The organism is Streptomyces adustus (assembly GCF_009377175.1).
In the GTDB taxonomy this organism is placed as follows: Bacteria; Actinomycetota; Actinomycetes; order Streptomycetales; family Streptomycetaceae; genus Streptomyces; species Streptomyces adustus.
Genome location: NZ_VJZD01000011.1, coordinates 31,969 through 49,112 on the forward strand (window position 1 = coordinate 31,969; position 17,144 = coordinate 49,112).

The 17,144-nt window shown below is 72.8% G+C and carries 15 protein-coding genes and 1 pseudogene; 10 read left to right on the forward strand and 6 right to left on the reverse strand.

What is annotated here, in order from left to right:
• Positions 1-38: 38 nt before the first annotated feature.
• Entirely contained in the window at positions 39-539 is a 501-nt protein-coding gene (locus FNH09_RS04675; RefSeq protein ID WP_420802737.1) for an Lrp/AsnC family transcriptional regulator, read from the reverse strand.
• 175 nt (positions 540-714) lie between these two features.
• Between FNH09_RS04675 and pdhA the strand changes: the two genes are divergently transcribed.
• Genes pdhA through FNH09_RS04700 form a run of 5 tightly spaced genes read left to right on the forward strand, consistent with a single transcriptional unit; the run spans position 715 to position 6,712 of the window.
• Entirely contained in the window at positions 715-1,860 is a 1,146-nt protein-coding gene (gene pdhA / locus FNH09_RS04680; RefSeq protein WP_152885441.1) for a pyruvate dehydrogenase (acetyl-transferring) E1 component subunit alpha, read from the forward strand.
• The gene (locus tag FNH09_RS04685) at positions 1,857-2,861 is read left to right on the forward strand and encodes an alpha-ketoacid dehydrogenase subunit beta (RefSeq protein WP_152885442.1); all 1,005 of its coding nucleotides are present in this window, start codon (positions 1,857-1,859) and stop codon (positions 2,859-2,861) included. Before pdhA ends, FNH09_RS04685 begins: the two co-directional genes overlap by 4 nt.
• A complete protein-coding gene (locus FNH09_RS04690) occupies positions 2,861-4,303 on the forward strand; it encodes a dihydrolipoamide acetyltransferase family protein (RefSeq protein ID WP_152885443.1) in 1,443 nt (480 codons plus the stop codon). Before FNH09_RS04685 ends, FNH09_RS04690 begins: the two co-directional genes overlap by 1 nt.
• A 25-nt stretch (positions 4,304-4,328) precedes the next feature.
• Entirely contained in the window at positions 4,329-5,318 is a 990-nt protein-coding gene (locus FNH09_RS49725; RefSeq protein WP_338017467.1) for an NTP transferase domain-containing protein, read from the forward strand.
• Positions 5,315-6,712 (forward strand): molybdopterin molybdotransferase MoeA, encoded by a 1,398-nt coding sequence (locus FNH09_RS04700; RefSeq protein ID WP_338017468.1) that lies wholly within the window; start codon positions 5,315-5,317, stop codon positions 6,710-6,712. Before FNH09_RS49725 ends, FNH09_RS04700 begins: the two co-directional genes overlap by 4 nt.
• A 22-nt stretch (positions 6,713-6,734) precedes the next feature.
• On the opposite strand, the gene FNH09_RS04705 is transcribed toward FNH09_RS04700, so the two are convergent.
• Positions 6,735-7,850 carry a potassium channel family protein gene (locus FNH09_RS04705; RefSeq protein WP_202919591.1) on the reverse strand — a complete coding sequence of 372 codons (1,116 nt, stop codon included), beginning with the start codon at positions 7,848-7,850 and terminating at the stop codon, positions 6,735-6,737.
• A gap of 56 nt (positions 7,851-7,906) precedes the next feature.
• Here FNH09_RS04705 and FNH09_RS04710 point away from each other — a divergent pair.
• Positions 7,907-8,665, forward strand: a pseudogene (locus FNH09_RS04710) (potassium channel family protein); the annotation flags it as partial.
• 66 nt (positions 8,666-8,731) lie between these two features.
• Positions 8,732-9,724 (forward strand): NAD(P)H-quinone oxidoreductase, encoded by a 993-nt coding sequence (locus FNH09_RS04715; RefSeq protein ID WP_152885446.1) that lies wholly within the window; start codon positions 8,732-8,734, stop codon positions 9,722-9,724.
• A 29-nt stretch (positions 9,725-9,753) separates the two neighbouring features.
• Here FNH09_RS04715 and FNH09_RS04720 read toward each other — a convergent pair whose 3' ends face one another.
• Positions 9,754-10,050: a hypothetical protein gene (locus FNH09_RS04720; protein ID WP_152885447.1), complete on the reverse strand. Its 297-nt coding sequence runs from the start codon at positions 10,048-10,050 to the stop codon at positions 9,754-9,756.
• Between the two features lie 4 nt (positions 10,051-10,054).
• Here FNH09_RS04720 and FNH09_RS46600 point away from each other — a divergent pair, with 4 nt between their 5' ends.
• Positions 10,055-10,204, forward strand: coding sequence for a hypothetical protein (locus FNH09_RS46600; protein ID WP_156110799.1), 150 nt, complete (start codon positions 10,055-10,057; stop codon positions 10,202-10,204).
• A 416-nt stretch (positions 10,205-10,620) separates the two neighbouring features.
• A complete protein-coding gene (locus FNH09_RS04725; RefSeq protein ID WP_152885448.1) occupies positions 10,621-11,166 on the forward strand; it encodes a bacterial proteasome activator family protein in 546 nt (181 codons plus the stop codon).
• A gap of 90 nt (positions 11,167-11,256) precedes the next feature.
• Here the strand turns inward: FNH09_RS04725 and FNH09_RS04730 are convergent, their stop codons facing one another.
• Positions 11,257-12,954 carry a protein kinase domain-containing protein gene (locus tag FNH09_RS04730; RefSeq protein WP_152885483.1) on the reverse strand — a complete coding sequence of 566 codons (1,698 nt, stop codon included), beginning with the start codon at positions 12,952-12,954 and terminating at the stop codon, positions 11,257-11,259.
• A gap of 332 nt (positions 12,955-13,286) precedes the next feature.
• Between FNH09_RS04730 and FNH09_RS04735 the strand changes: the two genes are divergently transcribed.
• Complete coding sequence (locus FNH09_RS04735) at positions 13,287-14,858, forward strand: protein kinase domain-containing protein (protein WP_152885449.1); 1,572 nt, start codon at positions 13,287-13,289, stop codon at positions 14,856-14,858.
• A gap of 135 nt (positions 14,859-14,993) precedes the next feature.
• On the opposite strand, the gene FNH09_RS04740 is transcribed toward FNH09_RS04735, so the two are convergent.
• Together FNH09_RS04740 and FNH09_RS04745 are read right to left on the reverse strand one after the other, a co-directional pair.
• Positions 14,994-15,992 (reverse strand): phosphotransferase, encoded by a 999-nt coding sequence (locus FNH09_RS04740; RefSeq protein WP_152885450.1) that lies wholly within the window; start codon positions 15,990-15,992, stop codon positions 14,994-14,996.
• A gap of 210 nt (positions 15,993-16,202) precedes the next feature.
• Positions 16,203-16,862 carry a response regulator gene (locus FNH09_RS04745; RefSeq protein ID WP_162468116.1) on the reverse strand — a complete coding sequence of 220 codons (660 nt, stop codon included), beginning with the start codon at positions 16,860-16,862 and terminating at the stop codon, positions 16,203-16,205.
• Positions 16,863-17,144: the final 282 nt, after the last annotated feature.

Here is a 17,144-nt window from a genome sequence, read left to right on the forward strand (position 1 = left end):
CGACGCGGTGGGGCATCGTCGCGAGCCGCCCCGGCGACTCACCCCTGGGGCTCCAGGTCCTCCTCCTCGAACACGAGCAGCGTGCGGGTGCTGAGCACCTCGGGGATCGCCTGGAGCCGGGTGAGGACCACCTCGCGCAGCGCCCGGTTGTCGGGGGTGTGCACCAGCAGCAGCACGTCGAAGTCGCCGCCCACCAGCGCGATGTGGGACGCCCCGGGCAGCAGTCTGAGCTGCTCGCGCACCGTCCGCCAGGAGTTCTGCACGATCTTCAGCGTGATGTACGCGGATGTGCCCTGGCCCGCCCGCTCATGGTCCACGCGGGCCCCGAAGCCCCGTATGACGCCGTCCTCGACCAGGCGGTTGATCCGCGCGTAGGCGTTCGCGCGCGAGACGTGCACCCGCTCGGCGACCGACCGGATCGACGCGCGGCCGTCGGTCTGGAGCATCTGGAGGATGTCCTGGTCGATGGCGTCCAGCGGACGCGGGGGCGGCAGGGCGGTGCGGTCCTCCGGGCGCTCGGCCATTTGTTCAGGTGACATGTCCCCCCGCCTCTCCCTCATGGACGTACTGCGTCCATCTCAGGTTGTGGAGAACCGTTTGTCCACAGCCTGGGGGCGCATGTAGCCAAAATGTGCCGACGACCGAACAATCGGTAGGTGGGGCGGGTCACAGCCGACACGCCTCCCGTAGCCACTCCCACGAGGAGGTGCCGTCATGACGGTGATGGAGCAGCGGGGCGGGTACCGCCCGACACCGCCGCCCGCCTGGCAGCCCAGGACCGATCCCGCGCCGCTGCTGCCCGACGCGGAGCCCTACCGCGTCCTCGGCACGCCGGCCGCCGCCAAGGCCGACCCGGAGCTGCTGCGGCGGCTGTACGCGCACGTGGTGCGCGGCCGCCGGTACAACGCGCAGGCCACCGCCCTCACCAAGCAGGGCCGACTCGCCGTCTACCCCTCCACCACCGGGCAGGAGGCGAGCGAGGTCGCCGCCGCGCTCGCCCTTCAGGAGCGGGACTGGCTCTTCCCCAGCTACCGCGACACCCTGGCCGCCGTCGTGCGCGGGGTGGACCCGGTGCAGGCGCTCACCCTGCTGCGCGGTGACCGGCACACCGGCTACGACCCCTACGAGCACCGGGTCGCGCCCCTGTGCACCCCGCTCGCCACCCAGCTCCCGCACGCCGTCGGTCTGGCCCACGCGGCCCGCCTCAAGGGCGACGACGTGGTCGCGCTCGCCATGGTCGGCGACGGCGGCACCAGCGAGGGCGACTTCCACGAGGCCCTGAACTTCGCCGCCGTCTGGCAGGCCCCGGTCGTCTTCCTCGTCCAGAACAACGGCTTCGCGATCTCCGTCCCGCTGGCCAAGCAGACCGCCGCGCCCTCCCTGGCCCACAAGGCCGTCGGGTACGGCATGCCGGGCCGCCTGGTGGACGGCAACGACGCGGCCGCGGTGCACGAGGTCCTCGGCGAGGCCGTGGACCGTGCGCGCCAGGGCGGCGGCCCCACCCTCATCGAGGCGATCACGTACCGCATCGACGCCCACACCAACGCCGACGACGCGACCCGCTACCGCGCCGCCGACGAGGTCGAGACCTGGCGGGCGCACGACCCGGTCGTGCTGCTGGAGCGCGAGCTGACCGAGCGCGGCCTGCTCGACGAGGACGGCATCCGCGCGGTCCGCGACGACGCCGAGGCGATGGCCGCCGACCTGCGCGAACGCATGAACCAGGACCCGGTGCTCGACCCCATGGACCTGTTCGCCCACGTGTACGCCGAACCCACCCCGCAACTGCGCGAGCAGCGCGACCTGTTGCGGGCGGAACTGGCGGCCGAGCACGACGACCGGGAAGGTACCCACCGATGACCACGGTCGCCGTCAAGCCGGCCACCATGGCGCAGGCCCTCACGCGGGCCCTGCGCGACGCCATGGCCGCCGACCCCGCGGTGCACGTCCTGGGTGAGGACGTCGGCACCCTCGGCGGTGTCTTCCGCGTCACCGACGGTCTCGCCAAGGAGTTCGGCGAGGACCGCTGCACGGACACCCCGCTGGCCGAGGCCGGCATCCTCGGCACGGCCGTCGGCATGGCGATGTACGGGCTGCGCCCGGTCGTCGAGATGCAGTTCGACGCGTTCGCCTACCCGGCGTTCGAGCAGCTCATCAGCCATGTCGCCCGGATGCGCAACCGCACCGGCGGCAGGATGCCGCTGCCGATCACCATCCGGGTCCCCTACGGCGGCGGCATCGGCGGTGTCGAGCACCACAGCGACTCCTCCGAGGCGTACTACATGGCGACCCCGGGGCTTCACGTCGTCACGCCCGCGACGGTCGCCGACGCCTACGGGCTGCTGCGCGCGTCCATCGCCTCCGACGATCCGGTCGTCTTCCTCGAACCCAAGCGCCTGTACTGGTCGAAGGACACCTGGAACCCGGAGGACCCGGGGACGGTCGAGCCGATCGGCCGCGCCGTGGTGCGGCGCACGGGCCGCAGTGCCACGCTCATCACCTACGGTCCGTCGGTGCCCGTCTGCCTCGAAGCCGCCGAGGCGGCCCGGGCGGAGGGCTGGGACCTCGAAGTCGTCGACCTGCGCTCCCTGGTGCCGTTCGACGACGAGACGGTCTGCGCCTCGGTGCGACGCACCGGACGGGCGGTCGTCGTGCACGAGTCGGGCGGCTTCGGCGGCCCCGGCGGGGAGATCGCCGCCCGGGTCACGGAACGCTGCTTCCACCACCTGGAGGCACCGGTGCTGCGCGTCGCGGGATTCGACATCCCGTACCCGCCGCCGATGCTGGAGCGTCACCACCTGCCCGGCGTGGACCGGATCCTGGACGCCGTGGCGCGTCTGCAATGGGAGGCGGACAACTGATGGCACAGGTGCTGGAGTTCAAGCTCCCCGACCTCGGCGAGGGGCTCACCGAGGCGGAGATCGTGCGCTGGCTGGTGCAGGTCGGCGACGTCGTCGCCATCGACCAGCCGGTCGTCGAGGTCGAGACGGCCAAGGCGATGGTCGAGGTGCCCTGCCCCTACGGCGGTGTGGTCACCGCCCGCTTCGGCGACGAGGGCACCGAACTGCCAGTCGGGGCACCCCTGCTGACGGTCGCGGTCGGTGGACCGGCCGTCGCCGACGAGGACACGGGCTCCGGCAACGTCCTGGTCGGATATGGGACGGGAGCGGCTCCGGCGCGACGCAGGCGGGTGCGTCCCGCGGACCGGCCGGTGTCTTCCGCAGGTCCCCTGACCTCCGCCGGGCAGCCTGCCTCCGCAGGGGCCGTGGCCTCCGCCGGGCGGCTCGCTTCCGCCGAGGCCGTGGCCGCGGGGCGCGAGTCCGTGGCGGGTTCGTCCGCGACCGGTTCGTCCGTGGCCGGGTCGCTCTCCGACGGGCCCGTGCCCGTGATCTCGCCCCTCGTGCGCAGGCTCGCGCGGGAGAACGGGCTGGATCTGCGTGAGCTGACCGGCTCCGGGCCGGACGGGCTGATCCTGCGGGCGGACGTCGAGTACGCGCTGAAGGCGGCCACCGCCCCGCAGCGGCCGGCCGAACCCTCCGCCGCGGCGCACCTGCGGGTGCCGTCGACGGCCGCGCAGCCGTCCCTCGCCGCGACCGCCGCGACCCCCGGGTCCGGCGAGACCCGCGTCCCTCTCAAGGGCATCCGGGGCGCCGTCGCCGACAAGCTGTCCCGCAGCCGGCGCGAGATCCCGGACGCGACCTGCTGGGTGGACGCCGACGCGACGGAGCTGATGCGGGCCCGGGCCGCCATGAACGCGGCCGGAGGACCGAAGATCTCCCTCATCGCGCTGCTGGCCCGGATCTGCACCGCGGCCCTGGCCCGGTATCCGGAGCTCAACTCCACCGTCGACCTGGACGCCAGGGAGATCGTCCGGCTCGACCGGGTGCACCTGGGCTTCGCCGCGCAGACCGAGCGCGGGCTGGTCGTCCCCGTGGTCCGGGACGCGCACGCACAGGACGCGGAGGGACTCACCGAGCAGTTCGCCCGGCTGACCGAGGCGGCCCGCACCGGCACGCTGACCCCCGGTGACCTGACCGGCGGGACCTTCACCCTCAACAACTACGGGGTGTTCGGGGTCGACGGTTCCACGCCGATCATCAACCATCCCGAGGCGGCCATGCTCGGTGTCGGCCGTATCGTCCCCAGGCCCTGGGTGCACGAGGGCGAACTCGCGGTCCGGCAGGTCGTCCAGCTCTCGCTCACCTTCGACCACCGGGTGTGCGACGGCGGGACGGCGGGCGGGTTCCTGCGCCATGTGGCGGACTGCGTGGAACAGCCGGCGGTACTGCTCCGTTCCTTGTGATCGCCGCGGCGCGCATACTCGGTGCGTGACCGACTACGAGCCCCTCGGCGCCCCGGCAGACCCGGGTGACCCCGGCGACGGCGCGGCGTACGACGCCGTGGTGCTCGCCGGGGGCGGCGCCCGGCGGCTCGGCGGCGCGGACAAGCCCGGCGTGCGGGTGGGCGGGCGGACGCTGCTCGACCGCGTGCTCGGCGCCTGTGCCGACGCGCGGACGACCGTCGTCGTGGCCGACCCCAGGCCCACCGTCCGGCCCGTGCGGTGGGCGCGCGAGGACCCGCCCGGCGCGGGACCCGTCGCCGCGCTCGACGCCGGGCTCGGGCACACCACGGCGGAACACGTCCTGGTGCTCTCCGCCGACCTGCCGTTCCTCGCGCCGGGAACGGTACGGCTGCTGCTGCGCGCCCTGCGGTCCTCGGGTGCGGACGGCGCGCTGCTCACCGATGCCGACGGCCGCGAGCAGCCGCTGGTGGCCGCCTACCGCGTCCAGGCGCTGCGCGACGGTCTGCGCGCGCTCGCCGACGGCCACGGGGGCCACGACGGCCGCAGCGACCGCGACGGCCGGGGCGGTCTCGTCGGGCTGCCGCTGCGTCGGCTGACCGCCGGTCTCGACCTCACCCGTGTCCCGGACCCGGTCGCCTCTTTCGACTGCGACACCTGGGACGACATCGCCACCGCCAGGTCACGCATCAGGGAGCATGGGCACGTGTTGGATGAATGGATTTCCGCGGTCAAGGACGAACTGGGCATCGAGCTGGACGTCGACACCGGCGTTCTGCTCGACCTCGCCAGGGACGCCGCCCATGGTGTCGCACGGCCCGCGGCGCCGCTGACCACCTTCCTGGTCGGCTACGCGGCCGCACGGGCCGAGGGCGGCCCCGAGGCGGTCGCGGAGGCCGCCCGCAAGGCGGCCGCACTGGCGCTGCGCTGGGCGCAGGAGGACCCCGCCGGGGGCAAGCCCGCCGACCCGGCTCCGGACCCCGCCGCCGCTTCGGACGCCCGCCCGGACGCCGGGTGACCGCCCGTCGGACCCCGGCCGGGCCGGGCGCCGAGAGTGTCCGGGACCCGGAGGATCTCGACGTCGAGGAGGTGCTCGCGCTCGTGAACGAGAACAGGGGCCCCGCCCCGGCCGCCCCGCGTCCCGTGACCGCCCCGAAGGCGACCGGCGAGCGCGGGGAGGCCGTCCACGCATCGCAGGACCGCCACCACAAGGCCACCCCCTGGCCGGAGGCACGCGCGATCGCCGAGCGCGCCGCCCGGCGCGCTGCCGCTCGCCGCACCCCCGTCTCCGTCCTGCTCGACGGCGCCCTCGGCCTCGTCCTGGCCGCACCGCTCGCGGCCCTCACCGACCTCCCCTCCTTCGACACCTCGGCCATGGACGGCTGGGCGGTCGCAGGGCCCGGCCCCTGGGACGTACGGGACGAAGGGATACTGGCGGGACAGGCGGACCCCGGGACCCTGGGTGACGGCCAGGCCGTCCGGATCGCCACCGGCGCCCGCGTCCCGTCGGACACGACCGCGGTACTGCGCAGCGAGCACGGCCGCACGGACGACAAGGCCCGGCTCTACGCCACCCGTGAGCTCCCGCACGGGCAGGACATCCGCCCGCGCGGTCAGGAGTGCCGCAGCGGCGACCAGTTGCTCCCCACCGGCACCCTGGTGACCCCGGCCGTGCTCGGCCTCGCCGCGGCGGCCGGGTACGACACCCTCAGCGTGGTCCCCCGCCCCCGCGTCGACGTCCTCGTCCTCGGCGACGAACTGCTCACCGAGGGCCGGCCGCACGACGGTCTGATCAGGGACGCACTGGGCCCGATGCTGCCGCCCTGGCTGCGCGCCCTGGGCGCCGAGGTCGGCGCCGTCCGCCATCTGGGAGACGACCCGAAGGCTTTGGGCAAGACCCTCGCGACCTCCGACGCGGACGTGATCGTGACCACCGGCGGCACCGCCGCGGGTCCCGTCGACCACCTCCACCCCACGCTCGACCGGCTCGGTGCCGAGCTCCTGGTCGACGGCGTCGAGGTGCGTCCGGGCCATCCCATGCTGCTGGCCCGGATGCAGAGCGACCAGCACCTCGTCGGCCTGCCCGGCAACCCGCTCGCGGCCGTCTCCGGCCTGCTCACCCTTGCCGAGCCGCTGCTGCGGGTGCTGGCCGCGCGTCCCGCTCCGGAGCCGTATGCGATGCCCCTCCAGGAGGAGGCGCACGGGCATCCGCACGACACCCGGCTCGTCCCCGTCGTGCTGCGCGGCGACCGTGCCCTGCCGTTGCACTACAACGGCCCGGCGATGCTGCGGGGCATCGCGGCGGCCGACGCCCTCGCGGTCGTACCGCCGGGCGGTGTCCGGCGGGATCAGGAGGCGGACCTGCTCGACCTGCCGTGGGCTAGCGCCGGCGTTGCCGCCTGTTTCACGTGAAACGTCCCCACCCGCGGCGCCGTCAGAGCGCAGGGGTGGGGACGGCCCGGCTCACGACGATGACGTGGTCGCCCGCGCGCATGTCCGTCAGCCGGGCGTCGCTGTAGTCCAGCAGCTGCCCGCCGCGTACGACGGCGACGACCAGGTCCGCGCTGTCGCGGGGGGCACGGCCCACCTCGTCGTCCAGGACGGGACGCTCGATCAGGTCCAGGCCGCTGCCGAGAGTCATCAGGTCCTCCAGGGTCCGGGCCACCGACGGGCTCACCATGGACACCCCGAGCAGCCTGCCCGCCGAGCTGGAGCTGGTGATGACGGTGTCCGCACCGCTCTGCTTGAGCAGGGGCGCGTTCTCGTCCTCCCGGACGGCGGCGACGATCGTGGCGCGCCGGTTCAGCTGCCGGGCGGTCAGGGCGACCAGGGCGGCCGTGTCGTCGCGCTGCGGGGCCACGATCACCCGTGCGGCGTTCTGGACCTCGGCCTTGAGCAGGGTCTCGGAGCGGGTGGCGTCCCCCGTCACGGACACCAGTCCGTCCTCCCCGGCGAGGTCGGCGACCTTGTGCTGGGCGTCCACGACGACGATCCGGTCCTTGGCGATGCCCTGTCCGACCAGTGTCTGAACGGCGTGACGGCCCTTGGTCCCGTAACCGATGACCACGACGTGGTCGCGGGTCCGGGCCCGCCAGCGGTGGATGCGGACCTGCTGGCGGGTGCGCTCGGTCAGGACCTCCAGGGTGGTGCCGACCAGGATGATCAGGAACAGCACGCGCAGGGGCGTGACGACGAGGATGTTGGTGAGCCGGGCGGAGTCGCTGACCGGGGTGATGTCGCCGTAGCCGGTGGTGGAGAGGGTGACTGTGGCGTAGTACGCGGAGTCCAGGAAGTCGACCGATTCGTCGGCGCTGTCGTGGTAGCCGGCCCGGTCGACGTAGACCACCAGCGTGGTGACGGCCAGCACCAGCAGGGCCAGGGCCAGGCGGCGCAGCACCTGCTGCAAGGGAGGTGTGGCGCTCTGGGTCGGCATGGAGATGGACCGGCCCGCCTCGGCGTCGTCACGCGCCTCGGTGCTGGTCCGGTACCAGACGGAACGCAGAAGGGAGAGCCTTTTCGTCCGGTATGGCGGTTGTCGCTGGTCGTTCATCGCGTGCCCCCTGTGGCGGTGATCCGGAAAGTCGGCACCATGGTGGCCGACACGGGCGTACACGTCACGAGCAACACGTCCGCCGCGGCGCGCCCGTCGCGGTGCATCACCATCGGAGGCCCACCTTGCGCGACCATATTGTCGTCGTCGGCTTCGGCACGAAGGGCCGGTCCGCGATCCGGTCCGCCTGTGCGTCCGGCCTGAAGCAGAGCCAGGTCGTGGTGATCGACCCCAGCGCGACGGTGATCGCCGCCGCGACGGCCGAGGGCTATGAGGGGATCGTCGGGGACGCGACCCGCAGCGATGTGCTGCGGCGGGCCGAGGTGCACCGGGCGGGCCGGATCATCATCGCCACGCAGCGCGACGACACGGCCGTCCTGGTGGTCCTGACGGCTCGGCAGCTCAACCGTACGGCGAAGATCGTGGCCGCCGTGCGCGAGGAGGAGAACGCCCCGCTGCTGAAGCAGTCCGGTGCCGACGAGGTCATCACCAGCGCCGGTGCGGCCGGCCGGCTGCTGGGCCTGTCCGTGCTCAGCCCCTCCGCCGGGCGGGTCATGGAGGACCTCATCCAGCAGGGCGCCGGACTCGATCTCGTCGAACGGCCCGTCACCAAGGCCGAGGCGGGGCGCGGCCCGCGCGAGACCGACGACCTGGTGGTCAGCGTCGTACGGGGACACCGCCTCCTCGGTTACGACGACCCCGCGGTCGGCCTGCTGGAGCCGACGGACCGGCTGATCACGATCGTCCGGGTGCCGCCGGACGGCCCCCGGGGCGCCTCCGGCACGCCGAGCGTCCCGCCGCTCCCACCGGCCTGAGCGGCGCCGCTCCGAGGCCCGTGGGGCGGCGCGATCGGGAGACGCGGCGGGAGTAGCGTCCCTTCCATGCATGCGATCACGATTCCCGAAGCAGGCGGACCCGAGGCACTGGTGTGGGCCGAGGTCCCCGATCCCGTACCGGGCGAGGGCGAGGTGCTGGTCGAGGTGGTGGCCAGCGCCGTCAACCGCGCCGACATCATGCAGCGGCAGGGCCTCTACAACCCCCCGACGGGGGCGTCGCCGTACCCGGGCCTGGAGTGCTCCGGCCGGGTGGCCGCGATGGGCACCGGCGTCTCCGGCTGGAACATCGGCGACGAGGTCTGCGCACTGCTCGCGGGCGGCGGCTACGCCGAGAAGGTCGTCGTCCCGGCCGGCCAGCTGCTGCCCGTGCCCGAGGGGGTCGATCTGCGCCGGGCCGCGGCGCTGCCCGAGGTGGTCTGCACGGTCTGGTCGAACGTCTTCATGATCGCCCACCTCCGTCCGGGCGAGACGCTGCTCGTGCACGGCGGTTCCAGCGGCATCGGCACGATGGCGATCCAGCTCGCCAAGGCCGTCGGGGCCAGGGTCGCGGTCACCGCGGGCAGCAAGGAGAAGCTGGACAGCTGCGCGGAACTCGGCGCGGACATCCTGATCAACTACCGGGAGCAGGACTTCGTCGCCGAGATCGAACGGGCCACGGGCGGCGCCGGCGCGGACGTCATCCTCGACAACATGGGCGCCAAGTACCTGGACCGCAACGTCCAGGCGCTCGCCGTCAACGGCCGCCTGGCGATCATCGGCATGCAGGGTGGCATCAAGGGCGAACTGAACATCGCCACCCTCCTCAACAAGCGTGCCGCGATCGCCGCGACCTCACTGCGGGCCCGCCCGCTGTCCGAGAAGACGGCGATCGTCGCGGCCGTGCGCGAACACGTCTGGCCGCTGATCTCGGCCGGCCGGGTGCGACCGGTCGTGGACCGCGAGATCCCCATGGACGAGGCACCCGCCGCTCACCGGGTCGTGGAGGAGAGCGGCCACATCGGAAAGGTGCTGCTGGTTCCGCCGCACCACGTGGTCTGACCGCTCCGCCGGACGTCCGGGCGGCGCGCTCAGCCGCGCCGCAGACGCAGGGCCACGAACGCGAGGCCGAAGCCGAGCCCGATCAGCATCAGGCCGCTGCCGAGCGGCAGGATCTGAAGAACGGGTTCGGGGGCGCTCCCGGTGCGCGCGACGGTCTGGTGCGCGGGATCTCCGGAGGGTGTGGCGGGTGTCAGACCGGCTTCCTGGGGCGCCCCGGTGGGCCGGCCGGCCGCCGAGGCGTCCGGGGCGGCGGAGGCACCGTCGTCGGCGTCCTCGTCCGAGCCGTCCGGATACAGCGCGTCCTGGTCGTCGCCCTCGATCCGCACCGCCGTGTCGTCCCGGCCTCCGGGCCGTTGCCGCCCCTCACCGGCCCGGCTGCCGGCCCGCTCGGGTTCCGAGGCGGACGCGGAGGCGGAGGCCGAAGCGGAGCCGGAGCTCGACGCGGAGGCCGACGGGGACGCGGACGCGGACGCGGAGTGATGCGCGGAGGTGTGCGCGGAGCCGTGCGAAGACGTGTGCGAGTACGTATGCGAGTACGTATGAGAGGACGTCGGTGCGGCGGGTGCGACCGGTGCCTCGGGTATCGGCGCCTCGGGTATCGGCGCCGCGGGTATGGGTGGGGCCGGAGCCGGCGAGGCCGCGCTGGGACGGACGCAGTCCGTCGCGTACGCCGGTCCGCCGCCGACCAGCCCACAGGCCAGTCCCCACAGTCCGCACACGCCCACCGTGCGCCATATGTACCGCCTTGGAGTCACGTCGGTGACCCCCTCCCGGTGCCCAGTCGTCGGATTGTCAAGATCGAGGCAATCAGCGTCACACGGCGGGATGATCCGGGCATTCCGGGTTCGGCCGAGGGAGGGACGTGACGGGGTGTGGCGGTGCGAGAGAATGACGGCATGGAGATGCCGAGCAACGAAAGGTCGCCGGAGAACGCCCAGAAGATCCTGGTCGTGGGTCAGGATGGCATGGCACTCGGTGGCACGGACGCGGATGACGACTCCCGCGAGATCCCGGTGACGGAGATGGTGGAGCAGCCCGCGAAGGTCATGCGGATCGGCAGCATGATCAAGCAGCTGCTCGAGGAGGTGCGTGCGGCTCCGCTGGACGAGGCGAGCCGGGTCCGGCTCAAGGAGATCCACGCGAGCTCCGTGAAGGAGCTGGAGGACGGACTGGCTCCGGAGCTCGTCGAGGAACTGGAGCGGCTGTCCCTGCCGTTCGCGGACGAGGTGACCCCGAGCGACGCGGAACTGCGCATCGCGCAGGCTCAGTTGGTGGGCTGGCTGGAGGGCCTCTTCCACGGGATCCAGACCACGTTGTTCGCCCAGCAGATGGCGGCCCGCGCCCAGTTGGAGCAGATGCGCCGCGCCCTTCCGCCGGGCGCGAGCCACGAGGGCATCGAGGACCCGCGCACGGTCGGCCGCACCGGCGGGCCGTATCTCTAGATCACCGGACGTGCAAGCACGCCGCGGCCCTGTTCCGGACCCGATGGTCCCGGAACAGGGCCGGTTGCTTCTCCCGGGTTGGGACGCGGGTCAGGACGGGGGGTTGCCCGTCGAGACGGTGAGCGTGATCTCGGGTACCGCCTTGGGGTCGACGTCCGTGCCGGCCGGCGGGAACTGGTCCCGGACCGAGCCCTCGCCGTAGGTGTTCTCGTCGACTTCCGTGATCTTCCACTTCCAGCCGGCCGCCTGGAAGCACTCCTTGACCGACTTGATGTACTTGAACTGGAAGTTGGGGAGCCGGACCTTGTCCGGGTCGTTGTACGACTCCTGCGGCTCGCTGCACTCCGTCGGGTCGATCGTCTTCGAGGTGTCCGGGCCGCGATAGCCCGCCACCTTGCCGTCCGAGGTCGACGCCGAGGACGAGGACGAGGACGAGGCGCTCGTGCTGCTCCCGCCCTGTCCTCCGTTGTCGTCGCCGTTGCCGTTCATGTTGAGGACCACGAGCAGACCGCCCACCGCGACGAGCGAGACGAGGATCGCCCCGACGACGACCGACCGGTTGCCGCCGCCGGAGGGCGCCTTGGCGGTCACGGTCTGCGGGGTGAGGTTGTACGGGGCCGGCGTGGACGGCCCGTGCTGTGCGCCGTACCCGGGCACCGGCGTCCCGTAGCCGCCCTGGTGCCCCTGGGGGGTCGGGTGCGTCTGCTGCGGGTAGCCGTAAGCCGGAGCCGGACCTGGCGGCGTCGGCGCCGGGGTGCCGTACGGGCCGGGCGGGGTCGGCTGGTACGGCGTCTGCACCGGGCCGGACGGCGCCGGAGCCGCCTGGTCGACCGGCGGGAACACCGCGGCACTGACACCCGCCCCGTTCGACGTCTGCGCCCCGGGGACGATGCTCGGCGCGGCCGCCTGGAGGGAGGCCGCCACCCGCAGGCACTCGTCGCGCATGGCGACGGCGGTCGGGAAGCGCTCGTTCGGGTTCTTCTTCAGCGCGCGGGCGATCAGCGCGTCCACCGCGGGCGGCAGCGCGCGGTTGATCGAGGAGGGAGCCACCGGCTCCTCCTGGACATGCGCGTACGCGATCGCGAGCGGCGAGTCCGCCTCGAACGGCAGCCGCCCGGTGACCAGCTGGAACAGCATGATGCCGACCGAGTACAGGTCGCTGCGCGCGTCCACGCCCCGGCCGAGGGCCTGCTCGGGGGAGAGGTACTGCGGGGTGCCGACGACCATGCCGGTCTGCGTCATGGAGGTGACACCGGACTGCATGGCGCGGGCGATGCCGAAGTCCATCACCTTGACGACGCCGCGCTTGGTCACCATCACGTTGCCGGGCTTGATGTCACGGTGGACCAGCCCCATCTCGTGGCTGATCTCCAGCGCCGCGAGCACGTCCGCGGTGACCTTCAGGGCCTTGTCGGCGGGCATCGCGCCGAGCGTGCGGACGTCCTCGTCCAGGACCGACCCGAGCGGGCGGCCCTCGACGTACTCCATGACGATGTACGGGGTCGTCGTCCCGTCGACGTCGTCCTCGCCGGTGTCGAAGACGGAGACGATGTTGGTGTGGGTGAGCTTGGCCACGGCCTGGGCCTCGCGGCGGAAGCGCTCGCGGAAGGCCTGCTCCCGGCCCAGCTCGGTGTGCAGGGTCTTCACCGCGACCTGACGGTCGAGCACGGCGTCGTAGGCGAGGTGCACGGAGGCCATGCCGCCTTCGCCGAGCAAGTCGCGCAGCTGATAGCGGCCGCCGGCGAGGGCCCGCCCCGCATACCGGCCGTTCGCCCCGTCCTGGCTCATCTCCGCTTTTCCCCCATAGCCGTCGGCGCCGTGACCGTCGTTGATCGAATGACCCATTCTCGGCCAAGTCTGCCCCAGGGCACGGACACGTCAAGCTCGGTGCCCGTTCCGTGACCGTACGCGAAAGAAGCGTCGCGCAAGCGTTACAGGTGTCGAACCGGCTGCGCACAGGATTTGCGCGACAGCGCGTGCTACGGCTTTGATGGCCGATCCGTCCTCGGCCGATCGAGGGGGTCGCCCCGGACCGGAGGCTTGCGCCGAGGCTGTAGCGTGGCCGACGGAGACCGTGACAACACCGCGCGCACCGCGGGCAGAAACGACGGCGAGGACCGATGGCACAGCAGCAGCGCGCCCAGGGCCCGTCCGACCCCGAGGCGACTGGCGGCGGAATGTCAGATGCGCCGGAGTTGTGGGGAAACGGCGGACTGGTGGGGGACGGTCGGTACCGGCTCACCCACAGACTGGGCCGGGGCGGAATGGCCGAGGTGTTCGCGGCCGAGGACGTACGGCTCGGGCGCACCGTCGCCGTCAAGCTGCTGCGCGCCGACCTCGCCGAGGACCCGACCTCCAAGGCCCGCTTCACGCGTGAGGCGCAGTCGGTGGCCGGCCTGAACCACCACGCGATCGTCGCCGTGTACGACTCCGGCGAGGACATCGTGGGCGGCCAGTCGGTGCCGTACATCGTGATGGAGCTGGTCGAGGGCCGCACCATCCGCGATCTGCTGATCGACGCCGAGGCGCCGGGGCCCGAGCAGGCGCTGATCATCGTCTCCGGGGTGCTGGAGGCGCTCGCCTACTCGCACCAGCACGGCATCGTGCACCGTGACATCAAGCCGGCGAACGTCATCATCACCGACAACGGCGCCGTGAAGGTGATGGACTTCGGCATCGCCCGCGCCCTGCACGGGGCGTCGACGACGATGACGCAGACCGGCATGGTCATGGGCACCCCGCAGTACCTCTCCCCCGAGCAGGCGCTGGGCAAGGCCGTCGACTACCGCTCCGACCTGTACGCGACGGGCTGCCTGCTGTACGAACTCCTCGCGCTGCGTCCGCCGTTCATCGGCGAGACCCCGCTGTCGGTGGTCTACCAGCACGTCCAGGACATCCCTACGCCGCCGTCCGAGCACGCCGACGCCGCGCCGCCGGAGCTCGACGGGCTCGTCATGCGCTCGCTCGCCAAGGACCCCGACGACCGGTTCCAGACGGCGGAGGAGATGCGCGGCCTGGTCCAGTACGGCCTCCAGATGCTGTACGACCAGGGCAGCCACACCGGCACCTGGAACACCGGCCCGGTACAGGCGCACGACGGCCGGCACGTCCCGTCGGCCGGATACGCGAACACGACCGTGCTGCCGCACGGCGGCGACGGCTCCGGCACCACGATGATCCCGCAGCCGATCCTGCCGCCCGGGTACGGCAGCGGTGACGACGGCGGTTTCGAGGGGCACGGCAACCGGGGCAGCGGCCGCGGCAAGCTGTGGATCCTCGCCGTCCTCGCGGTGATCGCCGTCGCGGCGGGCGTCGCACTGGCGCAGTACTCCGGTGGCGGCACCGGAACCGGCTCCGGCACCACGCCGCCGCCGACCGTCTCGCACTCCGCCGTGGACGACAAGGCCAGCGAGACCCCGAGCGACGACACCGCCGACGACTCCTCGGACAACTCGTCGAACGACGACCAGGGCAACGGCTCGCACTACAAGCCGTCGTACACGCCGTCGTGGTCGCCGTCCGCGACCGCCTCCAGCGAGCCGTCGTACGAGCCGACCGACGACCCGACCACCGGCGACGACCCGACGGGCGACCCGACGCAGTCGGCATCGAACCCGTCCACCCCCGCGGTCCCGACCGACGGCGGCACGGACGCCGGCGGCGCCACGGACGGGGCGGCGGGCGGCTTCTGACCCGCTTCCGGCCTGCCTGACGGCAACCGGCTACGCGCGCGTGGACCCGAGGACCGGGTGCACGCGCGCGTCGCGTCGGGCCCGCGTGCGGACCGGTCCGCACGCGCCGGGGCCCGCGGTCGGGCCGTCCGGCACTCACCCCGCGAACGCCTCGCACACCGCGTCGTACTCCCGGGTCCACCACATCACGAGCGCCGAGGCCGCCGGGAACTGCGGATCCGCGCGGGTGTCGCCCCGCTCGTAGTGCCAGCGCAGCATCCAGAAGTCGTTCAGACGCTCCCACCACACCCGGTGGACGGCCGCGGCGAGCTCCGAGGGGGTGGCGCCCGCCGAGCGGCGGTAGGCGCGCGCGTAGGCCCGCGCCTTCGGCAGGTCCAGGGCGCCCACCGGACGGACGAAGAAGATCGCGGCGGCGCGTACGGCCTCCTCGGCGCGGGGCTGCACGCCCAGGCGGTCCCAGTCGACGATCGCGGCCGGGGCGTCGCCCTTGTAGAGCAGGTTGAACGGATGGAAGTCGCCGTGCACCCAGCCCACCGAGGCCCCGCGCGGCGGCCGCCGGTCCGCGTGCCGTTCCAGCAGGGCGCGCCGTTCCAGCAACCGATGCCGGGCCAGTTCGTCGAAGGAGTCGGCGGGGCGGTGCCGACTCACCCGGGTGAGCAGATCGTCGATCAGGGCGAACGTGGAGTCCGGGTCGGCGCTCTCCACGGGATGGGGACTCGTCGCGGGGCGGGTGCGCCCCTTCGGCGGCATCACATGCTCCAGACAGGCGTGTACGGCCCCCAGGAGCCCGCCGAGACGTGCGCACTGGCCGGTGGTCAGCTGGCCGCCGTGGCGGTGGCGGCCGTCGATCCAGGGGTGCAGGGCGTAGGCGTGGCCGCCGACCACGGCGACGGTGCGCCCGTCGCGGCCGGTCAGCGGCGGGGCCACCGGGACGCCCAGGTCCGCCAGGCGCTGGGTGGCCCGGTGCCGGCGCTCGATCGCGGCCGGGTCGGCGGTGTCGGGGTCGAAGTGATGCTTGAGGAAGTAGCGGCCGCGGGTGGTGCACAGGCGGTAGCCGCGGTTCAGCAGCCCTTGGTCGACGGGCTGGCAGGCGAGGGCGGACCCGGCGGCGTACTGGCGCAGAAGGGCGCTCAACGGTGGCGACGGGGGCGCGTGAGGTGCGGGGGGTGGTACGGAAGGGCGCGGCACGCGGCAGATGCTAGGGCACCGAGCAAGGCTGTGAGCTGGGCGTTGTCACAGTAAGTCGCGGTCAGTCGCTTGTGGTCACATAGTGTGCTCGAACCGGTCCCGGCGGTCGTCGAGGGAGGCCGGGACGGGGTCGGGACGATCACCGCGCACGCGTGTTCACTCTTTCCCGGCCTGGGTCCGGGCCACGAAGGCGGCGGCCTGGGAGCGCCGCTGCATCTCGAGTTTCGCCAGCAGACCCGAGACGTAGTTCTTGATCGTCTTTTCGGCGAGATGCAGCCGCTCGCCGATCTGGCGATTGGTGAGTCCCTCGCCGATCAGGTCGAGAATCCTGCGCTCCTGCTCGGTCAGCCGCGCGAGCCGGTCGTCGGCCTCGGCCTGTCCGCCCTCGCGCAGACGCTCGCGCACGCGCGCGGCGGCCTGCGGATCGATCAGCGACCTCCCGGCGGCGACCTCACGGACGGCGGTCAGCAGCTCGTTGCCCCGGATGGCCTTCAGCACATAGCCGGAGGCACCCGCCATGATCGCGTCCAGCAGGGCCTCGTCGTCCGCGAACGAGGTCAGCATCAGGCAGCCGACGGAGTCGTCCCCGGACCGGACCTCCCGGCACACCTCCACCCCACTGCCGTCCGGCAGCCGCACGTCGAGGACCGCCACGTCCGGCCGGGTGGCCGGAATTCGCGCCAGGGCCTCGGCGGCCGTACCGGCCTCGCCGACCACCTCGATGTCGTCCTCGACCGAGAGCATCTCGTGCACCCCACGGCGCACCACCTCGTGGTCATCGAGGAGGAAGACCCTGATTTTTCCCTTTTCGTGCACCCGGTCAGTTTCCCACGTCAGCTCTTCCCGTGACGTGGGTGACCGGGATAACGTGCCGTTGCTCCGGCCTCCTGCAAGGCTGTGACCAGCGACCTTCCCGTCCATCCCGATTTACTTGGAAATCCAAGCAAAATCGCAGGTCAGGAGGGGTTTCACAGAAATGTGGAGCACTGGGTAACGTGACTGTTGCAGGGCGCTCGCCGGGGCACCTGTCACGCCTGTTCCCGGCCGAGTGGCACCCACCCCGTGCACGGGTGCCGGAACAGGTGAGCCGCTCCCTCC